This is a genomic window from Janthinobacterium sp. TPC_1, from assembly GCF_056037845.1.
This window is the reverse complement of sequence record NZ_CP195157.1, coordinates 3,653,598-3,671,859: the sequence shown is the minus strand read 5'-3', so window position 1 is coordinate 3,671,859 and position 18,262 is coordinate 3,653,598. Positions and strand designations below refer to the sequence as shown.

The 18,262-nt window shown below is 60.9% G+C and carries 16 protein-coding genes and 8 tRNA genes; 8 read left to right on the top strand and 16 right to left on the bottom strand.

What is annotated here, in order from left to right:
* Positions 1 to 46: 46 nt before the first annotated feature.
* From ACQVLG_RS18025 to ACQVLG_RS17975, 11 genes are all read right to left on the bottom strand, one after another.
* A tRNA-Glu gene (locus ACQVLG_RS18025) sits at positions 47 to 122 on the bottom strand.
* Positions 123 to 187: 65 nt separating this feature from the next.
* Positions 188 to 263, bottom strand: a tRNA-Glu gene (locus tag ACQVLG_RS18020).
* A gap of 124 nt (positions 264 to 387) precedes the next feature.
* Positions 388 to 463, bottom strand: a tRNA-Glu gene (locus ACQVLG_RS18015).
* Positions 464 to 705: 242 nt separating this feature from the next.
* A complete protein-coding gene (locus ACQVLG_RS18010) occupies positions 706 to 1,782 on the bottom strand; it encodes a DUF5694 domain-containing protein (protein ID WP_474290491.1) in 1,077 nt (358 codons plus the stop codon).
* A gap of 250 nt (positions 1,783 to 2,032) precedes the next feature.
* Positions 2,033 to 2,108: transfer RNA gene (locus ACQVLG_RS18005), tRNA-Ala, on the bottom strand.
* Positions 2,109 to 2,158: 50 nt separating this feature from the next.
* Positions 2,159 to 2,234 (bottom strand) — tRNA-Glu (locus ACQVLG_RS18000).
* Positions 2,235 to 2,283: 49 nt separating this feature from the next.
* Positions 2,284 to 2,359, bottom strand: a tRNA-Ala gene (locus ACQVLG_RS17995).
* 134 nt (positions 2,360 to 2,493) lie between these two features.
* Positions 2,494 to 2,569: transfer RNA gene (locus tag ACQVLG_RS17990), tRNA-Glu, on the bottom strand.
* Positions 2,570 to 2,636: 67 nt separating this feature from the next.
* Positions 2,637 to 2,712 (bottom strand) — tRNA-Ala (locus ACQVLG_RS17985).
* A gap of 123 nt (positions 2,713 to 2,835) precedes the next feature.
* A complete protein-coding gene (gene gltX, locus ACQVLG_RS17980) occupies positions 2,836 to 4,242 on the bottom strand; it encodes a glutamate--tRNA ligase (RefSeq protein ID WP_474290489.1) in 1,407 nt (468 codons plus the stop codon).
* Positions 4,243 to 4,312: 70 nt separating this feature from the next.
* Positions 4,313 to 5,224 (bottom strand): LysR family transcriptional regulator, encoded by a 912-nt coding sequence (locus ACQVLG_RS17975; protein ID WP_230542211.1) that lies wholly within the window; start codon positions 5,222 to 5,224, stop codon positions 4,313 to 4,315.
* A 101-nt stretch (positions 5,225 to 5,325) separates the two neighbouring features.
* Here ACQVLG_RS17975 and lysA point away from each other — a divergent pair, with 101 nt between their 5' ends.
* The 3 genes from lysA to ACQVLG_RS17960 all read left to right on the top strand — a co-directional run bounded on the left by lysA (position 5,326) and on the right by ACQVLG_RS17960 (position 9,235).
* Complete coding sequence (gene lysA, locus ACQVLG_RS17970) at positions 5,326 to 6,564, top strand: diaminopimelate decarboxylase (protein ID WP_474290487.1); 1,239 nt, start codon at positions 5,326 to 5,328, stop codon at positions 6,562 to 6,564.
* A 62-nt stretch (positions 6,565 to 6,626) separates the two neighbouring features.
* Positions 6,627 to 8,195, top strand: a complete 1,569-nt coding sequence (locus ACQVLG_RS17965; RefSeq protein WP_474290485.1) for a phospholipase D family protein — start codon at positions 6,627 to 6,629, stop codon at positions 8,193 to 8,195.
* Between the two features lie 5 nt (positions 8,196 to 8,200).
* On the top strand, positions 8,201 to 9,235 hold the full coding sequence (locus ACQVLG_RS17960; protein ID WP_474290483.1) for a hypothetical protein: 1,035 nt from the start codon (positions 8,201 to 8,203) through the stop codon (positions 9,233 to 9,235).
* Between the two features lie 49 nt (positions 9,236 to 9,284).
* On the opposite strand, the gene ACQVLG_RS17955 is transcribed toward ACQVLG_RS17960, so the two are convergent.
* The 4 genes from ACQVLG_RS17955 to apbC form a co-directional block, all read right to left on the bottom strand.
* Positions 9,285 to 10,751, bottom strand: a complete 1,467-nt coding sequence (locus tag ACQVLG_RS17955) for an alkaline phosphatase family protein (protein WP_474295700.1) — start codon at positions 10,749 to 10,751, stop codon at positions 9,285 to 9,287.
* Complete coding sequence (locus ACQVLG_RS17950) at positions 10,697 to 10,960, bottom strand: hypothetical protein (protein ID WP_474295883.1); 264 nt, start codon at positions 10,958 to 10,960, stop codon at positions 10,697 to 10,699. The genes ACQVLG_RS17955 and ACQVLG_RS17950 overlap by 55 nt, the downstream gene beginning before the upstream one ends.
* A 140-nt stretch (positions 10,961 to 11,100) precedes the next feature.
* A complete protein-coding gene (locus tag ACQVLG_RS17945) occupies positions 11,101 to 11,508 on the bottom strand; it encodes a DUF4399 domain-containing protein (RefSeq protein ID WP_474290481.1) in 408 nt (135 codons plus the stop codon).
* Positions 11,509 to 11,595: 87 nt separating this feature from the next.
* Positions 11,596 to 12,684 carry an iron-sulfur cluster carrier protein ApbC gene (apbC, locus tag ACQVLG_RS17940; RefSeq protein WP_128139888.1) on the bottom strand — a complete coding sequence of 363 codons (1,089 nt, stop codon included), beginning with the start codon at positions 12,682 to 12,684 and terminating at the stop codon, positions 11,596 to 11,598.
* 160 nt (positions 12,685 to 12,844) lie between these two features.
* Between apbC and metG the strand changes: the two genes are divergently transcribed.
* From metG to panC, 5 genes are all read left to right on the top strand, one after another.
* Positions 12,845 to 14,998: a methionine--tRNA ligase gene (gene metG / locus ACQVLG_RS17935; RefSeq protein ID WP_474290479.1), complete on the top strand. Its 2,154-nt coding sequence runs from the start codon at positions 12,845 to 12,847 to the stop codon at positions 14,996 to 14,998.
* A gap of 19 nt (positions 14,999 to 15,017) precedes the next feature.
* Positions 15,018 to 15,497 (top strand): GNAT family N-acetyltransferase, encoded by a 480-nt coding sequence (locus ACQVLG_RS17930; protein WP_230542264.1) that lies wholly within the window; start codon positions 15,018 to 15,020, stop codon positions 15,495 to 15,497.
* A 119-nt stretch (positions 15,498 to 15,616) separates the two neighbouring features.
* Complete coding sequence (locus ACQVLG_RS17925; protein WP_230542219.1) at positions 15,617 to 15,826, top strand: DUF3460 family protein; 210 nt, start codon at positions 15,617 to 15,619, stop codon at positions 15,824 to 15,826.
* Between the two features lie 17 nt (positions 15,827 to 15,843).
* Positions 15,844 to 16,776 carry a segregation and condensation protein A gene (locus tag ACQVLG_RS17920; protein WP_230542220.1) on the top strand — a complete coding sequence of 311 codons (933 nt, stop codon included), beginning with the start codon at positions 15,844 to 15,846 and terminating at the stop codon, positions 16,774 to 16,776.
* 54 nt (positions 16,777 to 16,830) lie between these two features.
* Entirely contained in the window at positions 16,831 to 17,670 is an 840-nt protein-coding gene (panC, locus tag ACQVLG_RS17915; RefSeq protein WP_230542221.1) for a pantoate--beta-alanine ligase, read from the top strand.
* 39 nt (positions 17,671 to 17,709) lie between these two features.
* Here panC and ACQVLG_RS17910 read toward each other — a convergent pair whose 3' ends face one another.
* The gene (locus tag ACQVLG_RS17910) at positions 17,710 to 18,168 is read right to left on the bottom strand and encodes a hypothetical protein (protein ID WP_474290476.1); all 459 of its coding nucleotides are present in this window, start codon (positions 18,166 to 18,168) and stop codon (positions 17,710 to 17,712) included.
* Positions 18,169 to 18,262: the final 94 nt, after the last annotated feature.

Sequence of the window (18,262 nt, the reverse complement as noted above, 5' to 3'; positions counted from 1 at the left end):
CCGCGCTGTTACCAGGCGGCTTTTTTGTTGGCTGATTCAGCCGGTCTGGCGTCCCCAAGGGGATTCGAACCCCTGTACTCACCGTGAAAGGGTGATGTCCTAGGCCTCTAGACGATGGGGACAGAAAATCTGTCCTGGATGCGCTGCTTTGCATCCCGACCTGTTACTTGCTTACTGCTTGCGAATCTGGCGTCCCCAAGGGGATTCGAACCCCTGTACTCACCGTGAAAGGGTGATGTCCTAGGCCTCTAGACGATGGGGACAGAAATCTGTCCTGAATGCATTACTTTGCATCCCGACCCGGTACTGCAGCAATATGGCAGAAACAAAAAAAGCCTGACTTGTCAGGCCCGTTCAGCACTGCACTCTTGCTTTACAACTAAATCCTGGCGTCCCCAAGGGGATTCGAACCCCTGTACTCACCGTGAAAGGGTGATGTCCTAGGCCTCTAGACGATGGGGACCTGTGCTGGCTTTACTCTCAGCGGACTCTTCGTTGAAGGCTTTTGCTTAGCCCCTCAAAAAAGCGTGCGCGAAGTTTAACACGAAGCGATTCACGAAATCAACTGCTGGCCTTCTTTTTTCCACCTTATTTGAATCATCGCTCCCTATGGGGACAGGATGATGGCAGGAAGATATGGAAGCGGCAGCACGCCGGGCACGCAGGAAAAACCGCGCCAACCGTCTGGCGCGACAAAAGCATTCCTTAGCGCAAGATATCGTCCGCATTGGCGATGCGCACGTCATGCATCTGGCTCAGATACGCCTCCAGGTAGCCCTTGTGGGATGCGCCGACAATGACCAGCACGCGCATGCCCGGTCGCGCCGCCATGATTTCGCGGATATTCGACGCCATGCGCAGGTTGCGCACCTCCCAGGATGCCACGTAGTTGCGGCCATAACGCTGCGGCGACGGCTCTTCGAGCGCCGCGCCAAAATCGCCGCGGAAGGCAAGATCCGCCTCTGCGCGTCCGTTATAGGCGCGATAGATCGCCAGCACACCGGCGGGCGTACCCAATTGCTCCTCAAACCCGGCATGGATGCGCTTGCGCTCGGCCGAAAAGGAATTATTCCAGGCCGCCCTGATCGCCTTGGCATAAGCCTTTTCATCGTCTACAGGCATATCGGACGTATGGTCATCCATGCCATGCACCCGCTCGTGCCCACCCTTCGCCGCCAGCACGGCAGCAATCTGATAGCTCTCGTTGCGCTGCCCCAGCAGGGAATTGAGGTTCACGGCCAAGGGCTCGCTTACGCCATCACCGGCGCGCCGCTCATCCACGGGCAGGCGCAGCCATTGCACCAGCGCCGATGCACGCTCGCCACCGGCCAGGAACAGGGAAGCCAATGTACGCCGCTGGGCGGCGGACGGCGCCACCGGCCAGGCGGCCAGCAAACGCTCCGCCTGCGCCGTGGCCGCCACCACATCGAGCCCCGTGGCGCCCCGCGCGGCGGAAGTGTCATAGCAGTACGCTTTTACCGTATCGCCATAGCGCTGCGGATAGGCGCGCAAGTAAGCGCATTGCAAGCCAGAAAGCGCCTCGATCGCGATCGCATCCGGCCGCCAGCCCGCCAGGCGCTCGTTGAGCAAGCTCAATTGAGACGGATCAAACGATGTTGGTAATTGCGCCAAATGGGGCGAACCGAGCACCAGCACGTCATTGAACGGCCCCTTTTGCAACTTCAGCGCACCGGGATCGAATTTCGCCGCAGGCGGCGCCTCCGCGTGCGCGGGAACGTGAATGACGGCAGCAAGAAAAAAACTGGCAAATACGCGGTGCATCCTGTCTCCTCAGTGTAATGATCCATTTTTATCTGCAGGCATGATGAAATCAAGCCGCCTGCCAAATGTAACCACTCCGCAAAACACTGTCAGTTATATCCACGCAACCAATAGGCACAAAAAAAGCCGCCCAAGGCGACTTTGAATATCTTGTGACTTATATGCTATTGAAGGAGGTTGACGGAAAATGTTCCGGAAATAAAAAAAGCCGCCCGAGGCGACTTTGATTATCATGTGATTTCTGCGCTGTTGGTGGAGGTAAGCGGGATCGAACCGCTGACCTCTTGCATGCCATGCAAGCGCTCTCCCAGCTGAGCTATACCCCCCGGGCGCAGAAACACTGCTACTTCTTTACAACCACAACACCAGACTGAACTGGCGTCCCCAAGGGGATTCGAACCCCTGTACTCACCGTGAAAGGGTGATGTCCTAGGCCTCTAGACGATGGGGACCTTGGCACTACATTTATTTCTACAGTTTGCTGCTTTACTTCTGCGCTGTTGGTGGAGGTAAGCGGGATCGAACCGCTGACCTCTTGCATGCCATGCAAGCGCTCTCCCAGCTGAGCTATACCCCCCGGGCGCAGAAATAATAAAAGCCGCACTTGGCGACTTTGTTCCACTACTTGCTTTCCATCCAGATTCCGCTTTTTACGGGCCTGAACTTACAACAATCAGTACAAACAACTGCCACTACTATACCACAACTACCTGGCGTCCCCAAGGGGATTCGAACCCCTGTACTCACCGTGAAAGGGTGATGTCCTAGGCCTCTAGACGATGGGGACCGCGGAACTTCCAAACAACAACTGCACCACTTCAACGACTAACAAAACCTGACTGCGATTTTGCTGCTGGTGGAGGTAAGCGGGATCGAACCGCTGACCTCTTGCATGCCATGCAAGCGCTCTCCCAGCTGAGCTATACCCCCGTTGGTGCAGAAACAAGAGTATAGCAAAGAAGTTTCACTCTGCAAATACCCTTTTTCGTCTATGAGCAACTTTTCATAGGGGCGGTTTCTACGACTATTTCAGCGCTTATTTCAGAACGCCGCTTACAGCCACTTGGCCAGGCGCGCCAGCACGGTGTCGCGGCCGAACATCACCACCACCTGGTCGATGGCCGGCGTCTGCAGCTGCCCCGTCAGAATCAGGCGCAAAGGCATGGCCAGCAGCGGCATCTTGATGGTGTGGGCCGCCAGTACTTCCTTGATCATGGCGGCAACGGCTTCCTTGCTCCATTCCACCGTGGCGATGCGCTCGGCAAACTGCGCCAGCACGGGCTTGATCGCATCCGTGATGTGCTGCGTTGCCAGCTCCGCTTCCGGCTGCGGCTCGCGGAAGAACAGCATCGAGGCTGCAGCCAGTTCATTGACGGTACTGGCGCGCTCTTTCATCATGCCCAGCACTTGCGCCAGATCAGGCGCGCCTTCGAAGACGGCGCCGGCTTCCAGCATCTGCGGGCGCGCCAGGTCGGCCAGACGGGTGTTGTCGGCCAGCTTGATGTAGTGGTTATTGAGCCACTTGAGCTTTTCCAGGTCGAACTGCGCGGCCGACTTGGTCAGGTGGTCGAGGTTGAACCACTCGCAGAACTGCTCCACGGAGAAGACTTCATCATCGCCATGGCTCCAGCCCAGGCGCGCCAGGTAGTTCAGCATCGATTCAGGCAGGAAGCCCTGCGCCGGGTAATCCATCACGCTGACGGCATCGCGGCGCTTCGACATCTTCTGGCCGTCCGAACCCAGAATCATCGGCAGGTGGCCATACAGCGGCAGCGGTGCACCGATGGCGCGCAGGATGTTGATCTGGCGCGGGGTATTGTTGACGTGGTCATCGCCGCGCAGCACGTGGGTGATGCCCATGTCCCAGTCGTCGACGGCCACGCAGAAGTTATACGTTGGCGTGCCGTCCGGGCGGGCGATCACCAGGTCGTCCAGCTCGCGGTTCGAGATCGTGATCGTGCCCTTGACCACGTCGTCCCACGTCACGTCGCCATCGAGCGGATTCTTGAAGCGCACGACGGGCTTGCGGTCCGCCGGCACGGCAGGCAGGGTCTTGCCCGGCTCCGGACGCCAGGTGCCATCGTAGCGGGGCTTTTCGCCGGCGGCGCGCATGCGCTCGCGCATCGCTTCGACTTCGTCGGGCGACGAGTAGCAATGGTAGGCAGTACCCTCGGCGAGCATCTGTGCCACCACTTCGCGGTAGCGGTCCATGCGCTGCATTTGGTAGAACGGGCCTTCGTCGTGGTCCAGGCCCAGCCACTGCATGCCTTCGATGATGGCTTGCACGGCTTCCGGCGTGGAACGCTCCACGTCCGTGTCTTCGATGCGCAGCACGAAGGTGCCGCCGAAGTGGCGGGCGTACGCCCAGCTGTACAAGGCTGTGCGGGCGCCGCCCAGGTGCAGATAGCCGGTCGGGCTGGGAGCGAAACGGGTGCGGACGGGAGTAGCGGTTGTGGTCATCGAAGTAATCAGGCCTGAATAAGTAAAACGCCATTTTACTCTGTTGACCGCCGCCGCTCCACAAGCGCCGTCACAGCTGCAGCAAGCGCCTTTTCACCTCGTCCGCCTGGGCATGCAGCGCCTGCTCGAACAGGGCGACCAGCTGCGACAGGGGCCGGTGCAAGGGTTTCACGAGATTCACCGTGAACGGCAGGGACACGGCAAAGCGACGGATCTGCAAGCCCTGCCCCGCATAATCGAGCGCCGTGAGCGGATTGACGATGGCCAGCCCCACGCCTTCGCGCACCATGGCGCACACGGAGGCGGCGCTGTGCGTGTCGAGCGCCATGCGCCGCTCCACGCCCGCCTGCGCGAAGATGGCGTCGATCTGCTGGCGGTAGGGGTCGACGGCGGCCAGGCTGATGAAAGGCTGGCCCGCGAAGTCCGCCGGCTGCAGCACGGCCTTGCCAGCCAGCACATGGCCGTCGGGCAGCACGCACACTTCATCGACGGACATCAAGGTGGCCAGCGCGGTGCCCGGCGGCGCATTGTCCACTTCCGTCAGGCCGATATCGTGGCGCTGCGCCGACAGCCACTCTTCCAGCAGCGGCGACTCCTGCGGGGTGATGCTGATGCTCACCTTGGGAAAATCGGCGACGAAGCGCTTGCACGCCTGCGGCAGCAAGGACTGGGAAAACACGGGCAGGCAGGCGATCGACAGCTGCCCCTGGTCGAACTGGCGCAGGGCCGCCGCCGTGCTGACGATGCGTTCCAGGCCAAAGTACGCGCGCTGCACTTCCTCGAACAGCTGCAGCGCCTGGGCCGTGGGGCGCAGCCGCCCCCGTTCGCGCTCGAACAGGGTCAATCCCGTCAAGTGCTCGAGGCGCGCCAGCTCGCGGCTGACGGTGGGCTGCGACGTGTGCAGCATGGCGGCGGCGGCCGTCACGCTGCCCGTCGTCATGATGGCGCGGAAGACTTCGATATGGCGCAGGGAGATAGTCATGCCCATATCATAAATGAATAAGGTAGCCCCAAATAGATATTTTATAGTCGAAGCACAATCAGCCATCATGCGCTATCTCCTCATTCCACCGAAAGCACACGATGAAGCCCGTCACCGACCAGACCCTCGCCCAACTCGCCCAGGAACACGGCACGCCCCTGTGGGTGTATGACGCGGCCACCATCCGCGCGCGCATCGCGCAGCTGGCGCAATTCGACACCGTGCGCTTCGCGCAAAAGGCCAATTCGAACATCCATCTGCTCACCGTGATGCGCGAAGCGGGCGTGCACGTGGACGCCGTCTCGCTGGGCGAGATCGAACGCGCGCTGCAGGCGGGCTTTACGCCCGCGCAAACGAATGGCGCCGCCGGCGTGGTGTTCACCTGCGACCTGTTCGACCGTGCCACCCTGGCGCGCGTGGCAGAAGCGAAGATCGAAGTCAATTGCGGCTCCGTCGACATGCTGCGCCAGCTGGGCCCCGTGTCGCCCGGCCACCGCGTCTGGCTGCGCATCAATCCCGGCTATGGCCATGGCCACAGCAACAAGACGAATACGGGCGGCGAAAACAGCAAGCACGGCATCTGGTATGAAGAGCTGCCGGAGGCGCTGGCCGTCATCCGCGCGCATGGCCTGCATCTGGTGGGCCTGCACATGCACATCGGCTCCGGCGTCGACTACAGCCACCTGGAAACCGTTTGCGGCACCATGGTCGACCTGGTGAAGAACATGGGCCACGACATCGAAGCCATTTCCACGGGCGGCGGCCTGTCCGTGCCCTACCGCGAAGGCGAGCAGCCGGTCGATACGGATCATTACTTCCAGCTGTGGGATGCGGCGCGCAAGCAGATCGAGGCGCACCTGGGCCATCGCGTGCACCTGGAAATCGAACCGGGCCGCTTCCTCGTGGCCGACGCGGGCCTGCTGGTGGCCGAAGTGCGCGCCACCAAGCAAATGGGCGGCAACCACTTCACCTTGCTCGATACGGGCTTCAATGAACTGATGCGCCCCGCCATGTACGGCAGCTACCATGCAATGTCGGTCATCGCGCACGACGGCCGCGCCCTGGACACCCGGCACGCCACCGTCGTCGGCGGTCCCCTGTGCGAATCGGGCGACGTGTTTACCCAGCGTGATGGCGGCGTGGTGGAAACCCGGCAACTGCCGGCGGCGCAGGTGGGCGACTACATCGTCTTCGAAGGCGCGGGCGCGTATGGCGCGTCGATGTCGTCGAACTACAACAGCCGCCCCCATGCGGCTGAGTACCTGGTCGATGGGGCGCAATCCCGTTTGATCCGCCGCCGCCAGACGGTGGCCGAGCTGATCGCGCTGGAACAACTGTAATACCGCGCCGCGTGCGGGCATGCGCATCTGCTAACATCGGGGCAACTCGATGAAAGCCCGCCATGCCCGCCCAAGCCCTTCCCTTCCGCAGCGCCACCCGGCTGCTGCTGCTGCCCCTGCTGCTGTCCGCCGTCCTCGCCGGCTGCGCTGCACTGCCCTCGCTGGAAGGCCGCAGCGCGTCGACCGTCATGGCCGACACAACGCACACCCAATTGGCCACGGCCATCGCGCCCATGGCGGCGCAGCATCCCGGCGTGTCCGGCATCTACCCGCTGGTCGACGGGCGCGACGCCTTTGCCGCGCGCGCCCTGCTGGCCGCCGCCGCCCAGCGCAGCCTGGACGTGCAGTACTACATCTGGCACAAGGACATCACGGGCACCCTGCTGTTCGACGCCCTGCGCCAGGCGGCAGAACGGGGCGTGCGCGTGCGCCTGCTGCTCGACGATAACAACACGGCGGGCCTGGACCAGACCCTGGCCATGCTGGGCAAGCAGCGGAATCTGGAAATCCGCCTGTTCAACCCCTTCGTGCCCCGCTCTCCCCGCGCGCTGGCCTTTGCCACGGATTTTTCGCGCCTGAACCGGCGCATGCACAATAAATCGTTCACGGCCGATAACCAGGCCACCATCGTTGGAGGGCGCAATGTGGGCGATGAATATTTTGGCGCGGCCGGCGACGTGCTGTTCGCCGACCTGGACGTGCTGGCCATCGGCCCCGTCGTCGACGACGTCTCGCACGATTTCGACCGCTACTGGAACAGCGCTTCGGCCTACCCGGCCAGCCTGCTGCTGACCCGCCCAGTCGACGGCGACGCGGCCACCATCGCCGCCGAGGCGGACCGCATCGACGACACCAGGGCCGCCGAGGAATACGTGCAGGCGCTGCGCACCTCGCCCTTCGTCAAGCAAATGATGGAACGCACCCTGCCCTTCGAATGGGCGCGCACGCGCATGGTCAGCGACGACCCTGCCAAGGTGCTGGACCAGGCCAGACCAGGCACGGGCGTGGCGGAAAACCTGCAAAACCTGCTCGGTGTGCCGGAAAAGGAAGTGGATCTGGTGTCGCCGTATTTCGTGCCGGGCAAGGCCGGCACGCAAGCCTTTGCCGACCTGGCCAGCAAGGGCGTGGGCGTGCGCATCCTGACGAATGCGCTGGAAGCGACCGACGTGGCGGCCGTGCATGCGGGCTATGCAAAGTGGAGGAAACCGCTGCTGGAGGCGGGCGTGCTGCTGTACGAGTCGCGCCGCTCGTGGGAAGCGGGCGACGCGCGCGAGCAGCCGGGCCGCTTCGGCAGCTCCGCATCGAGCCTGCACGCGAAAACCTTTGCCGTCGACGACCGGCGCATCTTCGTCGGCTCCTTCAATTTCGATCCGCGCTCGATCGACTTGAACACGGAAATGGGCCTCGTCATCGATAGCCCCGTGCTGGCCAGCCAGCTGGGGCAAGCCATGCGCACCAGCATCCCGCAGCGCGCCTACCAGGTACTGCTGAACCCCGACGGTTCGCTGTACTGGCTCGCCCGCGACGCCAGCGGCACCACCACGCGCTACGACACGGAACCTGGCGCCAGCGTGTGGAAGCGCATGGGGGTGGCGATTCTGTCGGTGCTGCCGATAGACTGGCTGCTGTAAGCACCATGAACCTCCACAGCAAGCGCGAAATGAACCTGTTCAATCTGCTGTCATGCAAGCTTGAAAATTTCATCAACATCCGGCCAGCTGCGTGCGCAACAGGGCCTGTTTTTTACCAGGAAAACGAGACGTCGCTATTCTCCATCGCCGCCAGAAAACGCAATGGCGCAATTTGCTACGCAAGCCGCTGGCACGATCTGTTTTCTGTCGGCGCTTTTGAAAAGACCATGTCGAAGCAAGGCTATACGGAAGCGGATTGCCATGCGCTGCTGCTGTTGCTGGGACGGTTCGGCTTGCTGCTCGAAATCGACAACCGTCAACGCAGCAACAAGGAATATTTTATTTTTTTCTATCTGATCCAGCTGATCAGCCTGAAAAACAGCCATTGCGACGCCGATGCACGGTGGCGTAACCACATGCTGCGCTTCCTGCTTTTTGAATTAAGCATGGACGACGAAGCCTATCGTCGCTTCAGCATCAGCGACCAGCAGCTGCTCATGTCCACCGATTGCCAGGGACAGGTGACTGTACTGGACATGATCGAGGTGGCATACAAAGCGATCAGGGCGGATGACAGAAAGGAGCATGCACTACTGAATACCCTGAAAAGTTATCAGACAGGCGTAGTCAAGCTATTGACGCAAGCTGATGACACGAGGTACCGCTTCAGCCTTGACGACAGGTATAGCGAATTGATGTACCCCGACGTCTTCCTGCATGCCTACGCTCATGACCGGCCCCTGGTATTTGCGGCCTTGCAGGACACCGTCAACCCGCTTCAATCGACGGAAAACCTGTTCGTTTCCAATATCCTGCTGATGAATTACGCGTTTTATATTTTGAAAAACAATCCTCGCGATATTCTGGCATTGAAAAAATACGTAAATGACCAAGTGGTGTTCGGAAAACTGCTGGAGGCAATCATCAAGCGCCGCATGGCGGTCGGCAAAGCGTCGTTTGAAAAGATCGCCATCGGCCACGACTTATCCCTGATCGCTGAACCTCCGGGCGCGTTCTACAATATTCTGTATACCCTGTAACCGGACACCAGCACCGGCAATGCCAACACTGTTGCCGGATGACGGGGGGCTACCGGACTGCCTCGGTCAAAATACGCCCCTCCGACGCCGACGGCTGGCGTATGCGCAGCAAATGGGCCAGCGTAGGGGCGATATCGACCACTTCCGCGTACTGGCCATAGGCGCCCGGCTTGATCCAGCGGGGGCCGAAGACCATCAGCGGCACGTTGGTGTCGTACGTGTACGGCGTGCCGTGCGAGGTGCCGCCGCTGCCCTTGCCGAAGTACCAGGCCGGCTTTGTGACGACCATCAGGTCGCCCGACAGCTGGCGGTTCCAGGCGCGGCGCATCAGCGTGTCCATGCGCGTAGCCACTGCCCCTGTTTCCATCTGCGTGCGCGTGTAGACTTGCGCCAGGCCGTCCTGCTGCAGCAGGAAGCGGGCCGCCGCGTCTTCCAGGGCCGCGCGATGGACGCCGCTCTTTTCCGCCAGCGCGTAATCGAGGTAGATGTTCGGCAGCGACGACGCCGTCACCAGTTTATCGATGCCCAGGCTGGTTGCCAGGTGCTGGTTCAAGGCATCGACCAGCTTGGCGCCATCGATGCGCCTGGCCGAGAAGCCCCGCGTTTCGGCAAATTCCGGCACGTTGGCAAAGCCATGGTCGGCCGTCAGCACCACCAGCACGTTGTCCATGCCGACTTTTTTATCGAGATCAAGAAAGAAGCCGGCCAGCATGCGGTCCAGGCGCTGCAGGTGGTCGTGCGACATCTTGCTTTCCGGGCCGTAGGCATGGTTCACGTAGTCGTGCGCGGACAGGCTCACGCCGAGGATATCGGGCACGCCGGCCGGGTTGCGGCCCAGGTTCTCGCCATCGATGGCGGCGCGGGCGAATTCCAGCGTCAGTTCATCGAGGAAGGGACCGGACTTCAAACGGCTGTAGTACTCGCCATCGAGCTTGCCGCTGTCGCTGTAATAGGAGAACGGGAAGGTGTTGCGCGTGCCCGGCTTGGCCGCCACAAGATCATCACGGGCGTCGCGCGCATAGGCTGAATCGGCCAGCAGCGGCGTCCAGCTCTTGCCATAATAACGATCCTGCGGTTTGGCAGCCTGGTAGCGCTGCACCCATTGCGGGTGCTGCTGCATGTAATAGGTGCTGCTGGCGAAATTGCCCGTCTTTTCCATGTACATATAGGCAGTGCCCGTTTTCCCGGCCAGCAAGATGGCGCCCCGGTCCTTGCCCGACACGGTGACGACCTTGGCCTGGTCGCCCGTGGCATAGCGCAACTCGTCGCCCAGGGTGCTCACGCGCAGCTTGGTCGGCGCCGTGCCGTCGTCGGGCTGCGTTGCTTCGCCGATATAATGGAAATTGCCGTCCTCGGTGCAGTACACGGATTTTTTCGTGACGGGATCGATCCAGTTATTGCCGATCACGCCATGCTGATAAGGATAGGCGCCCGACAGCACGGCCGAGTGGCCGATGGCGGTCACTGTGATGCCATGCGCCTGGTGCGCATCGCTGAACCACGCGCCCTGCTCCAGCAGGCGACGGAAGCCGCCCTGGCCGAACTGGTCGCGTAGCGTGTTACCTGCTCTTGCGGCAAGCCGTCGACCACCAGCACCACGACCAGCTTCGGCTGCGCCGCAGCCGGGGGTACGGCCTTGGCCGCATATGCCTGGCAAGCCGCCACGCTAGTCACCAGCAGCAGCGCATGCGCCAGTTGCCGGGAAAGGGAGAAATGTTTCGTCATATCCGCTCATCAAAAGTTAGGCCACCGGCCAGCATACGCCGACTATATGACACAATAATGACAAGAGGCAACAATATGAAAAAGGCCAGACTCCATCGCTGGAATCTGGCCCCATGCCTAAACAAATGAATATGCCCGAGTTACTTGACCGTCACTTTGATGCTTTTGCTCAACTCCGGCCCATACGACTGGTGCGCGCCGTTGGCGAACTGCATCGTCAGGGTGTACTGGCCCGGCGGCAAGGTGACATCCGTTTCCGTTTGACCTTTGCCGAAATGTAAATGCTTTTCGTCCATGGGTATCATCTCGCCCGCCTTCATCGGCCCCGTATTGATGAGCAGATGATGGTGGCCCGTCTTGACCGTCATGTCACCGGCCGGCTTGACGTCCATGCCGCTGACGGCAAATTTCACTTTGAACGGGCTCGTCACCGTCGCACCATCGACTGGCTCGACGAAGGAAACGGATTGGGCAAACGCGCTGGCGGCCAGCAGGCTGCCGGCAAGCAGGACTGCGGCCTGGCGCAGGAATACGGTGGTCAATTGCATGATGTCTCCTCTTGTTTAATAACAACACGGACTGCATGAAACCATATTCCTGCCGGCAGTGGCGCATAGGAGCGCCAAGTCCAGCCGCTAGTCGTTCTTGATGACGATCGACGGGAATTTACTTGTCATATCCTTCGCCTTTTCCGCCACCTTGATCGCGATGGTGCGGGCGATCTGCTTGTAGATCACGGCGACGGGGCCTTCCGGCTCGGCCACGACGGTCGGCGTGCCCGAATCCGTCTGCTGGCGAATCGCCATGGTCAGCGGCAAGGCGCCGAGGAATTCCACGCCGAAGTCCGCGCACATCTTCGCACCGCCGCCGGCACCGAAGATTTCTTCCGCATGGCCGCAGTTCGAGCAGATGTGCGTGCTCATGTTTTCCACTACGCCGAGGATAGGAATGCCGACTTTCTCGAACATTTTCAAGCCCTTGCGCGCGTCGAGCAAGGCGATGTCCTGCGGCGTCGTGACGATGACGGCGCCCGTGACGGGCACTTTCTGCGACAGGGTCAGCTGGATGTCGCCCGTGCCTGGAGGCATGTCGACGATCAGATAATCGAGGTCGCGCCAGTTGGTCTGGTCCAGCAGTTGCTGCAACGCTTGCGTGACCATGGGGCCGCGCCACACCATCGGCTCGTCCGGATCGATCATGAAGCCGATCGACGACACTTGCAGGCCGTGGTTTTCCATCGGCTCCATGCTCTTGCCGTCCAGCGTCTTCGGCTGGCCGCTGATGCCCAGCATCATCGGCTGCGACGGACCATAGATATCGGCGTCCAGCATGCCGACGGTGGCGCCCTCGGCCGCCAGGGCCAGGGCCAGATTGACGGCCGTGGTCGATTTGCCAACACCACCCTTGCCGGAAGCGACGGCAATGATGTTTTTCACGTTGCTCATCGGCTTCAAGCCGCGCTGCACCGTGTGCGAAATGATCTTCGACGACACGCCCACGCTGACATTGCCCACGCCCGGCAGCACGCGCAGGGCGGCCAGCACGGACTTGCGGATCAGGTCGATCTGGCTCTTGGCGGGGTAGCCCAGCTCGATGTCGAGGGAAATGTCATTGCCATCGACCTTCAGATTCTTGACGGTTTTGCTGGAAACGAAATCTTTATGTGTATTTGGATCAATAACCTGGGCCAGCGCGGCCTTGACGTCTTCTACTGTGATGCTCATGTAAATCTCCGTGTGTACTACATATGTGCAATACGCGCAGTCTAGCGCAAATTTGCATGGTGCGATGGCGGCAAAAGCATCACTTGCCGGCGCTGCATCTGCTCATATTGCCTTTCCGCTGTTAAAATGTCCTATTATCCATCCCAAAAGTGCATCAATCATGACTCGCAAGCTGTTCGTCACCACTGCCCTGCCTTACGCAAACGCCGCTTTTCACATTGGCCACATCATGGAATACATCCAGGCTGATATCTGGGTCCGGTTCCAGCGAATGCAACGCGATGGCGCAGCCGGCCGTGAAGTGCACTTTGTGGGCGCCGACGATACGCATGGCACGCCCATCATGATCGCCGCCGAAAAGGAAGGCATCACGCCGCAGCAATTCGTCGCCAACATCGCCGCCGGCCGCGCCCAGTACCTCGACGGCTTCCACATCGCCTTCGATAACTGGTATTCGACCGATTCGCCGGAAAACGTTGATCTGTCGCAATCGATCTACCGCAAACTGCGCGATACGGGCCTGATCGTCACGAAAACCGTCGACCGCTTCTTCGACCCGGTCAAGGGCATGTTCCTGGCCGACCGCAACATCAAGGGCGAATGCCCGAAATGCGGCGCCAAGAACCAGTACGGCGACAACTGCGAAGTGTGCGGCGCGGCCTACCAGCCGACCGACCTGGTCAACCCGTTCTCCGTGTTCACCAACGCGACGCCCGTGATGAAGCCGTCGGAACAGTATTTCTTCAAGCTGTCCGACCCGCGCTGCTTCGAATTCCTCAAGGATTGGCTCAACACGCCAGGCCGCTTGCAGCCGGAAATGGTCAACAAGGTCAGCGAATGGCTGGGCGAGGCGGGCGAAAAGCTGGCCGACTGGGATATCTCGCGCGATGCGCCATATTTTGGCATCCCGATTCCCGATGCGCCGGGCAAGTTCTTCTATGTGTGGATGGACGCGCCCGTCGGTTACCTGGCCAGCCTGAAAAACTATTGCGACAAGAAAGGCATCGATTTCGACGCCTTCCTGAACGACCCGATGACGGAACAGATCCATTTCATCGGCAAGGACATCGTCTCGTTCCACCTGCTGTTCTGGCCTGCCATGCTGAAATTTGCCAATCACCCGGTGATCGACAAACTGAAAGTTAATGTTCACGGCTTCCTGACGGTCAACAACGAAAAAATGTCGAAGTCGCGCGGCACGGGCATCTCGCCGCTGCGCTACCTGGACCTGGGCATGAACCCGGAATGGCTGCGCTACTACATCGCGTTCAAGCTGAACTCGAAAGTGGAAGACCTGGACTTCAACGGCGAAGATTTCGTCGCCCGCGTGAACAGCGACCTGATCGGCAAATACGTGAACATCGCCAGCCGCTGCGCCGGCTTCATCGCCAAGCGTTTCGACGGCAAGCTGGCATCGACGCTGTCCGAAGGCGCGCAAAGCTGGATCAACCGCGCGCTGACGGTGGACGTCAACGGCGTCATCGTCGAGCGCCAGGCCAGCATCGCCGCGCATTTTGAAAACCGCGAATTCGGCAAGGCCTTGCGCGAAATCATGGAAATCGCCGACATCACGAACCAGTATGTCGATGAAAACAAGCCGTGGATCCTCGCCAAGGATGCGGAAAAAACCGCTGAGCTGCACGACGTGTGCACCACGGCCCTGATCCTGTTCCGCCAGCTGACGATTTTGCTGTCGCCGGTGCTGCCGGGCGTGGCCAAGAACGTGGCATCGTTCCTCAACGACGCCGAGTTTACTTGGGCGGATACGCAAGTGTTCGGCGACGCCGTCTCGAACAGCATGCTGGGCCGTACCATCGGCGCCTACAGCCACTTGATGACGCGCATGGATGCGAAGATGATCGAAGCACTGTTTGACGCGCCGCAAGCGGCCCCCGCCATCGCGGCACCGGCCGGCGACGCCGCCAACGACGCCGCAGCAGCCCCTGCCGCTGCAGCCATCGAGGAACTGGCGCCCGAAATCAAGATCGACGATTTCCTCAAGGTCGACCTGCGCATCGCAAAAATCGTCAACTGCGAACTCGTCGACGGTTCCGACAAGCTGCTGCGCCTGACCCTGGACGCGGGCGAAGGCCGCTTGCGCAATGTCTTCTCCGGCATCCGTTCGGCGTACCAGCCGGAAGAACTGATCGGCAAGCTGACGGTGCTGGTGGCCAACCTGGCGCCGCGCAAGATGAAGTTCGGCATTTCGGAAGGCATGGTCATGGCCGCCTCCGCCGCCGACGAGAAGGCCAATCCGGGCATCTATATCCTGAACCCATGGCCGGGCGCCGAACCTGGCATGCGCATCCGTTAAGCCACCACAAGGACCGATGATGAATATCGTGGTGCGCGAAGCAACGAATGCCGATGCACAACTGATCGCCGAGCTGACCCGCGCCGCGTGGGCCGGCAAGGTGGCCGCCTCGTCCAGTGGACACCACGAGACGGCGCAGCAGGTGGAAGCGCAACTGCGCCACGGCGGCGGTTTTCTGTTGCTGATCGACGACATTCCAGCCGGTTCGCTGCGCTGGATGCCGCTCGACAGCGATCCTGCCATCTGGAAGATTTCGCGCATGGGCGTGCTGCCCGCCTACCGGGGCAGCCACGTCTCGCAACATTTGCTGGAAGCCATCATTCATCATGGCCTGTCGTGCCAGGCAGAGGAATTGCGCCTGGCCGTGCGGCGCGACCAGCGCAAGCTGATCGATTTTTATGCGGCCTTCGAATTCGACCTGGCCGAAGAACTGGAATATTCGCACGCCAACCCCGCCGAACCGGCGCCGATGGTGATGCGGCGCTTGTTACGTTATTGATTGCGTTATTGATTTTTAGCAATTTCGCCCCGGACTTGCCGATACAACAACCCGCCAAGCGGCACGGCGCGGTAAAATACGGCCGGCTGACCTTACCCATAAGACACTCAGAAGAGAATATGAAACTGCCTGCAAAACACAACAACTACGTATCCGACCACACCTTGTTCATCGCCGAACTGAAGGCCAAGAATCCTGGCATGGAAGCGGGCCAGCAAGCGGGCCGCGCCCTGCTGTGGGACAAGCCGGCCATCAGCATCGATGAGCAGGAGCGCCAGCTGGCGTCGGCCGTCAAGCAACAGGCTTACGTTTACCAGAACAAGAACTAAGATCTGGAACCGGCACGATGTTGCCTGAAGAGTCTGCAGTCACGCCGGAAGCCGACGCTTCCGGTGCCGGCGCAGTCATCGAGTCGCCCGAACCTGTCGCTGACGGCGACGGCAGCGGCGACCCTGCAGCATCCGCCACGGCAGTAACGGACGCGGCGCCCGCCGCCGACCCGCTGGGCATCGCCCGCCTGTACGGCGAGCCGATGATGCGCATGCCGACGGATTTGTACATTCCGCCGGACGCGCTGGAAATCTTCCTCGAAGCCTTCGAAGGCCCGCTCGACTTGCTGCTCTACCTGATCCGCAAGCAAAACTTCAACATTCTCGATATCCCGATGGCGCAGGTGACCCTGCAATATCTGAAATATGTCGACCAGATCCGCGTGCGCAACCTGGAACTGGCCGCCGAGTATTTGTTGATGGCTGCCATGTTGATCGAGATCAAGTCGCGCATGCTTTTGCCATCGCGCAAGAGCGACGTCGAGGAAGATGGCGGCGACCCACGGGCGGAACTGGTGCGCCGCCTGCTCGAGTACGAACAGATCAAGCTGGCCGCCTACGACCTGAACGCCATTCCCCAGTTCGAGCGCGATTTCGTGCGCACGCAGATTTTCATCGAGCAAAGCCTGACGCCCACCTGGCCCGACGTGGAACCGGTGGACTTGCAGCAGGCGTGGCTCGACGTGCTGAAACGCGCCAAGCTGACCCAGCATCACCGCATCAGCCGCCAGGAACTGTCCGTGCGCGAGCACATGTCGAGCATTTTGCGCCACTTGCAGTCGTCGCGCTTCGTCGAGTTCAGCGAGCTGTTCGACATTGCCGGCGGCGTGCCCGTGGTGGTGGTCAACTTCGTGGCCTTGCTGGAACTGGCCAAGGAAACCCTGATCGAAATCACGCAGGCAGAACCGTTTGCCCCCATCTACGTCCGGCTGGCGTATTCGCCCGCCTGATCCCTTCCCTTTGTCACTGACCACCGTACAACGGGGTTTTAGCGAAAGCAATCCATGAAAATTATTTCCGACATTGAAGAATTGCGCGACCAGCTCAGCGGACAGCTGCGCACGGCGTTCGTCCCCACCATGGGCAACCTGCACGAAGGCCATCTGTCGCTGATGCGCCTGGCGCGCAAGCATGGCGACCCCGTCGTCGCCTCAATCTTCGTGAACCGCCTGCAATTCGGCCCGAACGAGGATTTCGAGAAATATCCGCGCACCATGGCGGCCGACATCGCCAAGCTGGAAAAGGAAGGCGTGTACGTGCTGTTCGCGCCGACGGAAAAGGAACTGTATCCGGAGCCGCAGGAATACCGCGTGCGCCCGCCCGATGACCTGGGCAATACCCTGGAAGGCGAATTCCGCCCCGGCTTCTTCGAAGGCGTGTGCACGGTCGTCACCAAGCTGTTCTCGTGCGTGGGTCCCCGCGTGGCCGTGTTCGGCAAGAAGGATTACCAGCAATTGATGATCATCCGCAACATGGCGCGCCAATTCGCGCTGCCGACGGAAATCATCGCCGCCGAAACCTACCGTGCAGAAGATGGCCTGGCCTTGTCTTCGCGCAATATGTACCTGTCGGAAAGCGAACGGGCGGAAGCGCCGGAACTGTTCAAGGGCCTGAATTTCGTGGCCGAGGAAGTGCGCAAGGGCAACCTGGCCGTGGGCGAACTGGAACAGGCCAGCATGCAGTTATTGAACAGCCGCGGCTGGAAGTCGGACTACATCGCCGTGCGCAAGCGCGCCAACCTGCAAGCGCCAAGCGCCGCCGAACTGGCCGCCGGCGAACCGCTGGTGGTGCTGGCCGCCGCCAAGCTGGGGCAGACTCGACTCATCGACAACCTGGAAATTTAAACGCAGTCACAGCGGGGCCGTTCGGCCCCGTTTCTTTTATTACTTCTCCATCCCCACCAGCTTGAGTTCGGCAAACAGCGGCTTGTTGCTGCCGCGCGCCGCTTGCAACAGCTCATAGCTGGCCGCATCGAGCGCAATTTCCTCCCCCACCCACAGCTTGCGCTGCTTCGCAGGCAGCCTCAGGCTGCGCAGGATGGCCCGCACCTGGGCCGGATCGGCTGCCAGCAGGCGGATGGCGTGCGCATGGCGCTGCGTCCCCGTGAGTATCGGCAAGCCGCCCTCGGGGCCATACTGGCTCAGGCTGACATAGTCGCGGCCTCCCACGCGGTGCAGATAAGCATGCCGGCCATCAGCTTCGGCAGGCAACTGCGCGGCCAGCTCCTGCATCTCGACGACGGTCGCCGCGACAGGTGCGACGCTGGTTTGTTCAAGGCTCACGCCGCAAGCTGCCAGCAAGGCCGTGCTCAGGGCAAAAAATAATACGGGTGCTCGGCGCATGTTGCGCTCCTTCTTGTCGGGGTCGGGGACAAAGGGAATAGTGCAGCGATCATGGGCCAAATTATTTGACGTGTAAAGTTAACTTTGGGAAATA

Bases quoted from the DNA above. Each gene is read 5' to 3' on its own strand.
- lysA (WP_474290487.1), top strand. From the start codon at position 5,326: ATGAAGCCCGTCACCGACCAGACCCTCGCCCAACTCGCCCAGGAACAC.
- gltX (WP_474290489.1), bottom strand. From the start codon at position 4,242: ATGACCACAACCGCTACTCCCGTCCGCACCCGTTTCGCTCCCAGCCCG.
- apbC (WP_128139888.1), bottom strand. From the start codon at position 12,684: ATGAGCATCACAGTAGAAGACGTCAAGGCCGCGCTGGCCCAGGTTATT.
- ACQVLG_RS17975 (WP_230542211.1), bottom strand. From the start codon at position 5,224: ATGACTATCTCCCTGCGCCATATCGAAGTCTTCCGCGCCATCATGACG.
- ACQVLG_RS17910 (WP_474290476.1), bottom strand. From the start codon at position 18,168: ATGCGCCGAGCACCCGTATTATTTTTTGCCCTGAGCACGGCCTTGCTG.
- ACQVLG_RS17965 (WP_474290485.1), top strand. From the start codon at position 6,627: ATGCCCGCCCAAGCCCTTCCCTTCCGCAGCGCCACCCGGCTGCTGCTG.
- ACQVLG_RS17960 (WP_474290483.1), top strand. From the start codon at position 8,201: ATGAACCTCCACAGCAAGCGCGAAATGAACCTGTTCAATCTGCTGTCA.
- ACQVLG_RS17930 (WP_230542264.1), top strand. From the start codon at position 15,018: ATGAATATCGTGGTGCGCGAAGCAACGAATGCCGATGCACAACTGATC.
- panC (WP_230542221.1), top strand. From the start codon at position 16,831: ATGAAAATTATTTCCGACATTGAAGAATTGCGCGACCAGCTCAGCGGA.
- ACQVLG_RS17920 (WP_230542220.1), top strand. From the start codon at position 15,844: ATGTTGCCTGAAGAGTCTGCAGTCACGCCGGAAGCCGACGCTTCCGGT.
- ACQVLG_RS17950 (WP_474295883.1), bottom strand. From the start codon at position 10,960: ATGACGAAACATTTCTCCCTTTCCCGGCAACTGGCGCATGCGCTGCTG.
- ACQVLG_RS17945 (WP_474290481.1), bottom strand. From the start codon at position 11,508: ATGCAATTGACCACCGTATTCCTGCGCCAGGCCGCAGTCCTGCTTGCC.
- metG (WP_474290479.1), top strand. From the start codon at position 12,845: ATGACTCGCAAGCTGTTCGTCACCACTGCCCTGCCTTACGCAAACGCC.
- ACQVLG_RS18010 (WP_474290491.1), bottom strand. From the start codon at position 1,782: ATGCACCGCGTATTTGCCAGTTTTTTTCTTGCTGCCGTCATTCACGTT.
- ACQVLG_RS17925 (WP_230542219.1), top strand. From the start codon at position 15,617: ATGAAACTGCCTGCAAAACACAACAACTACGTATCCGACCACACCTTG.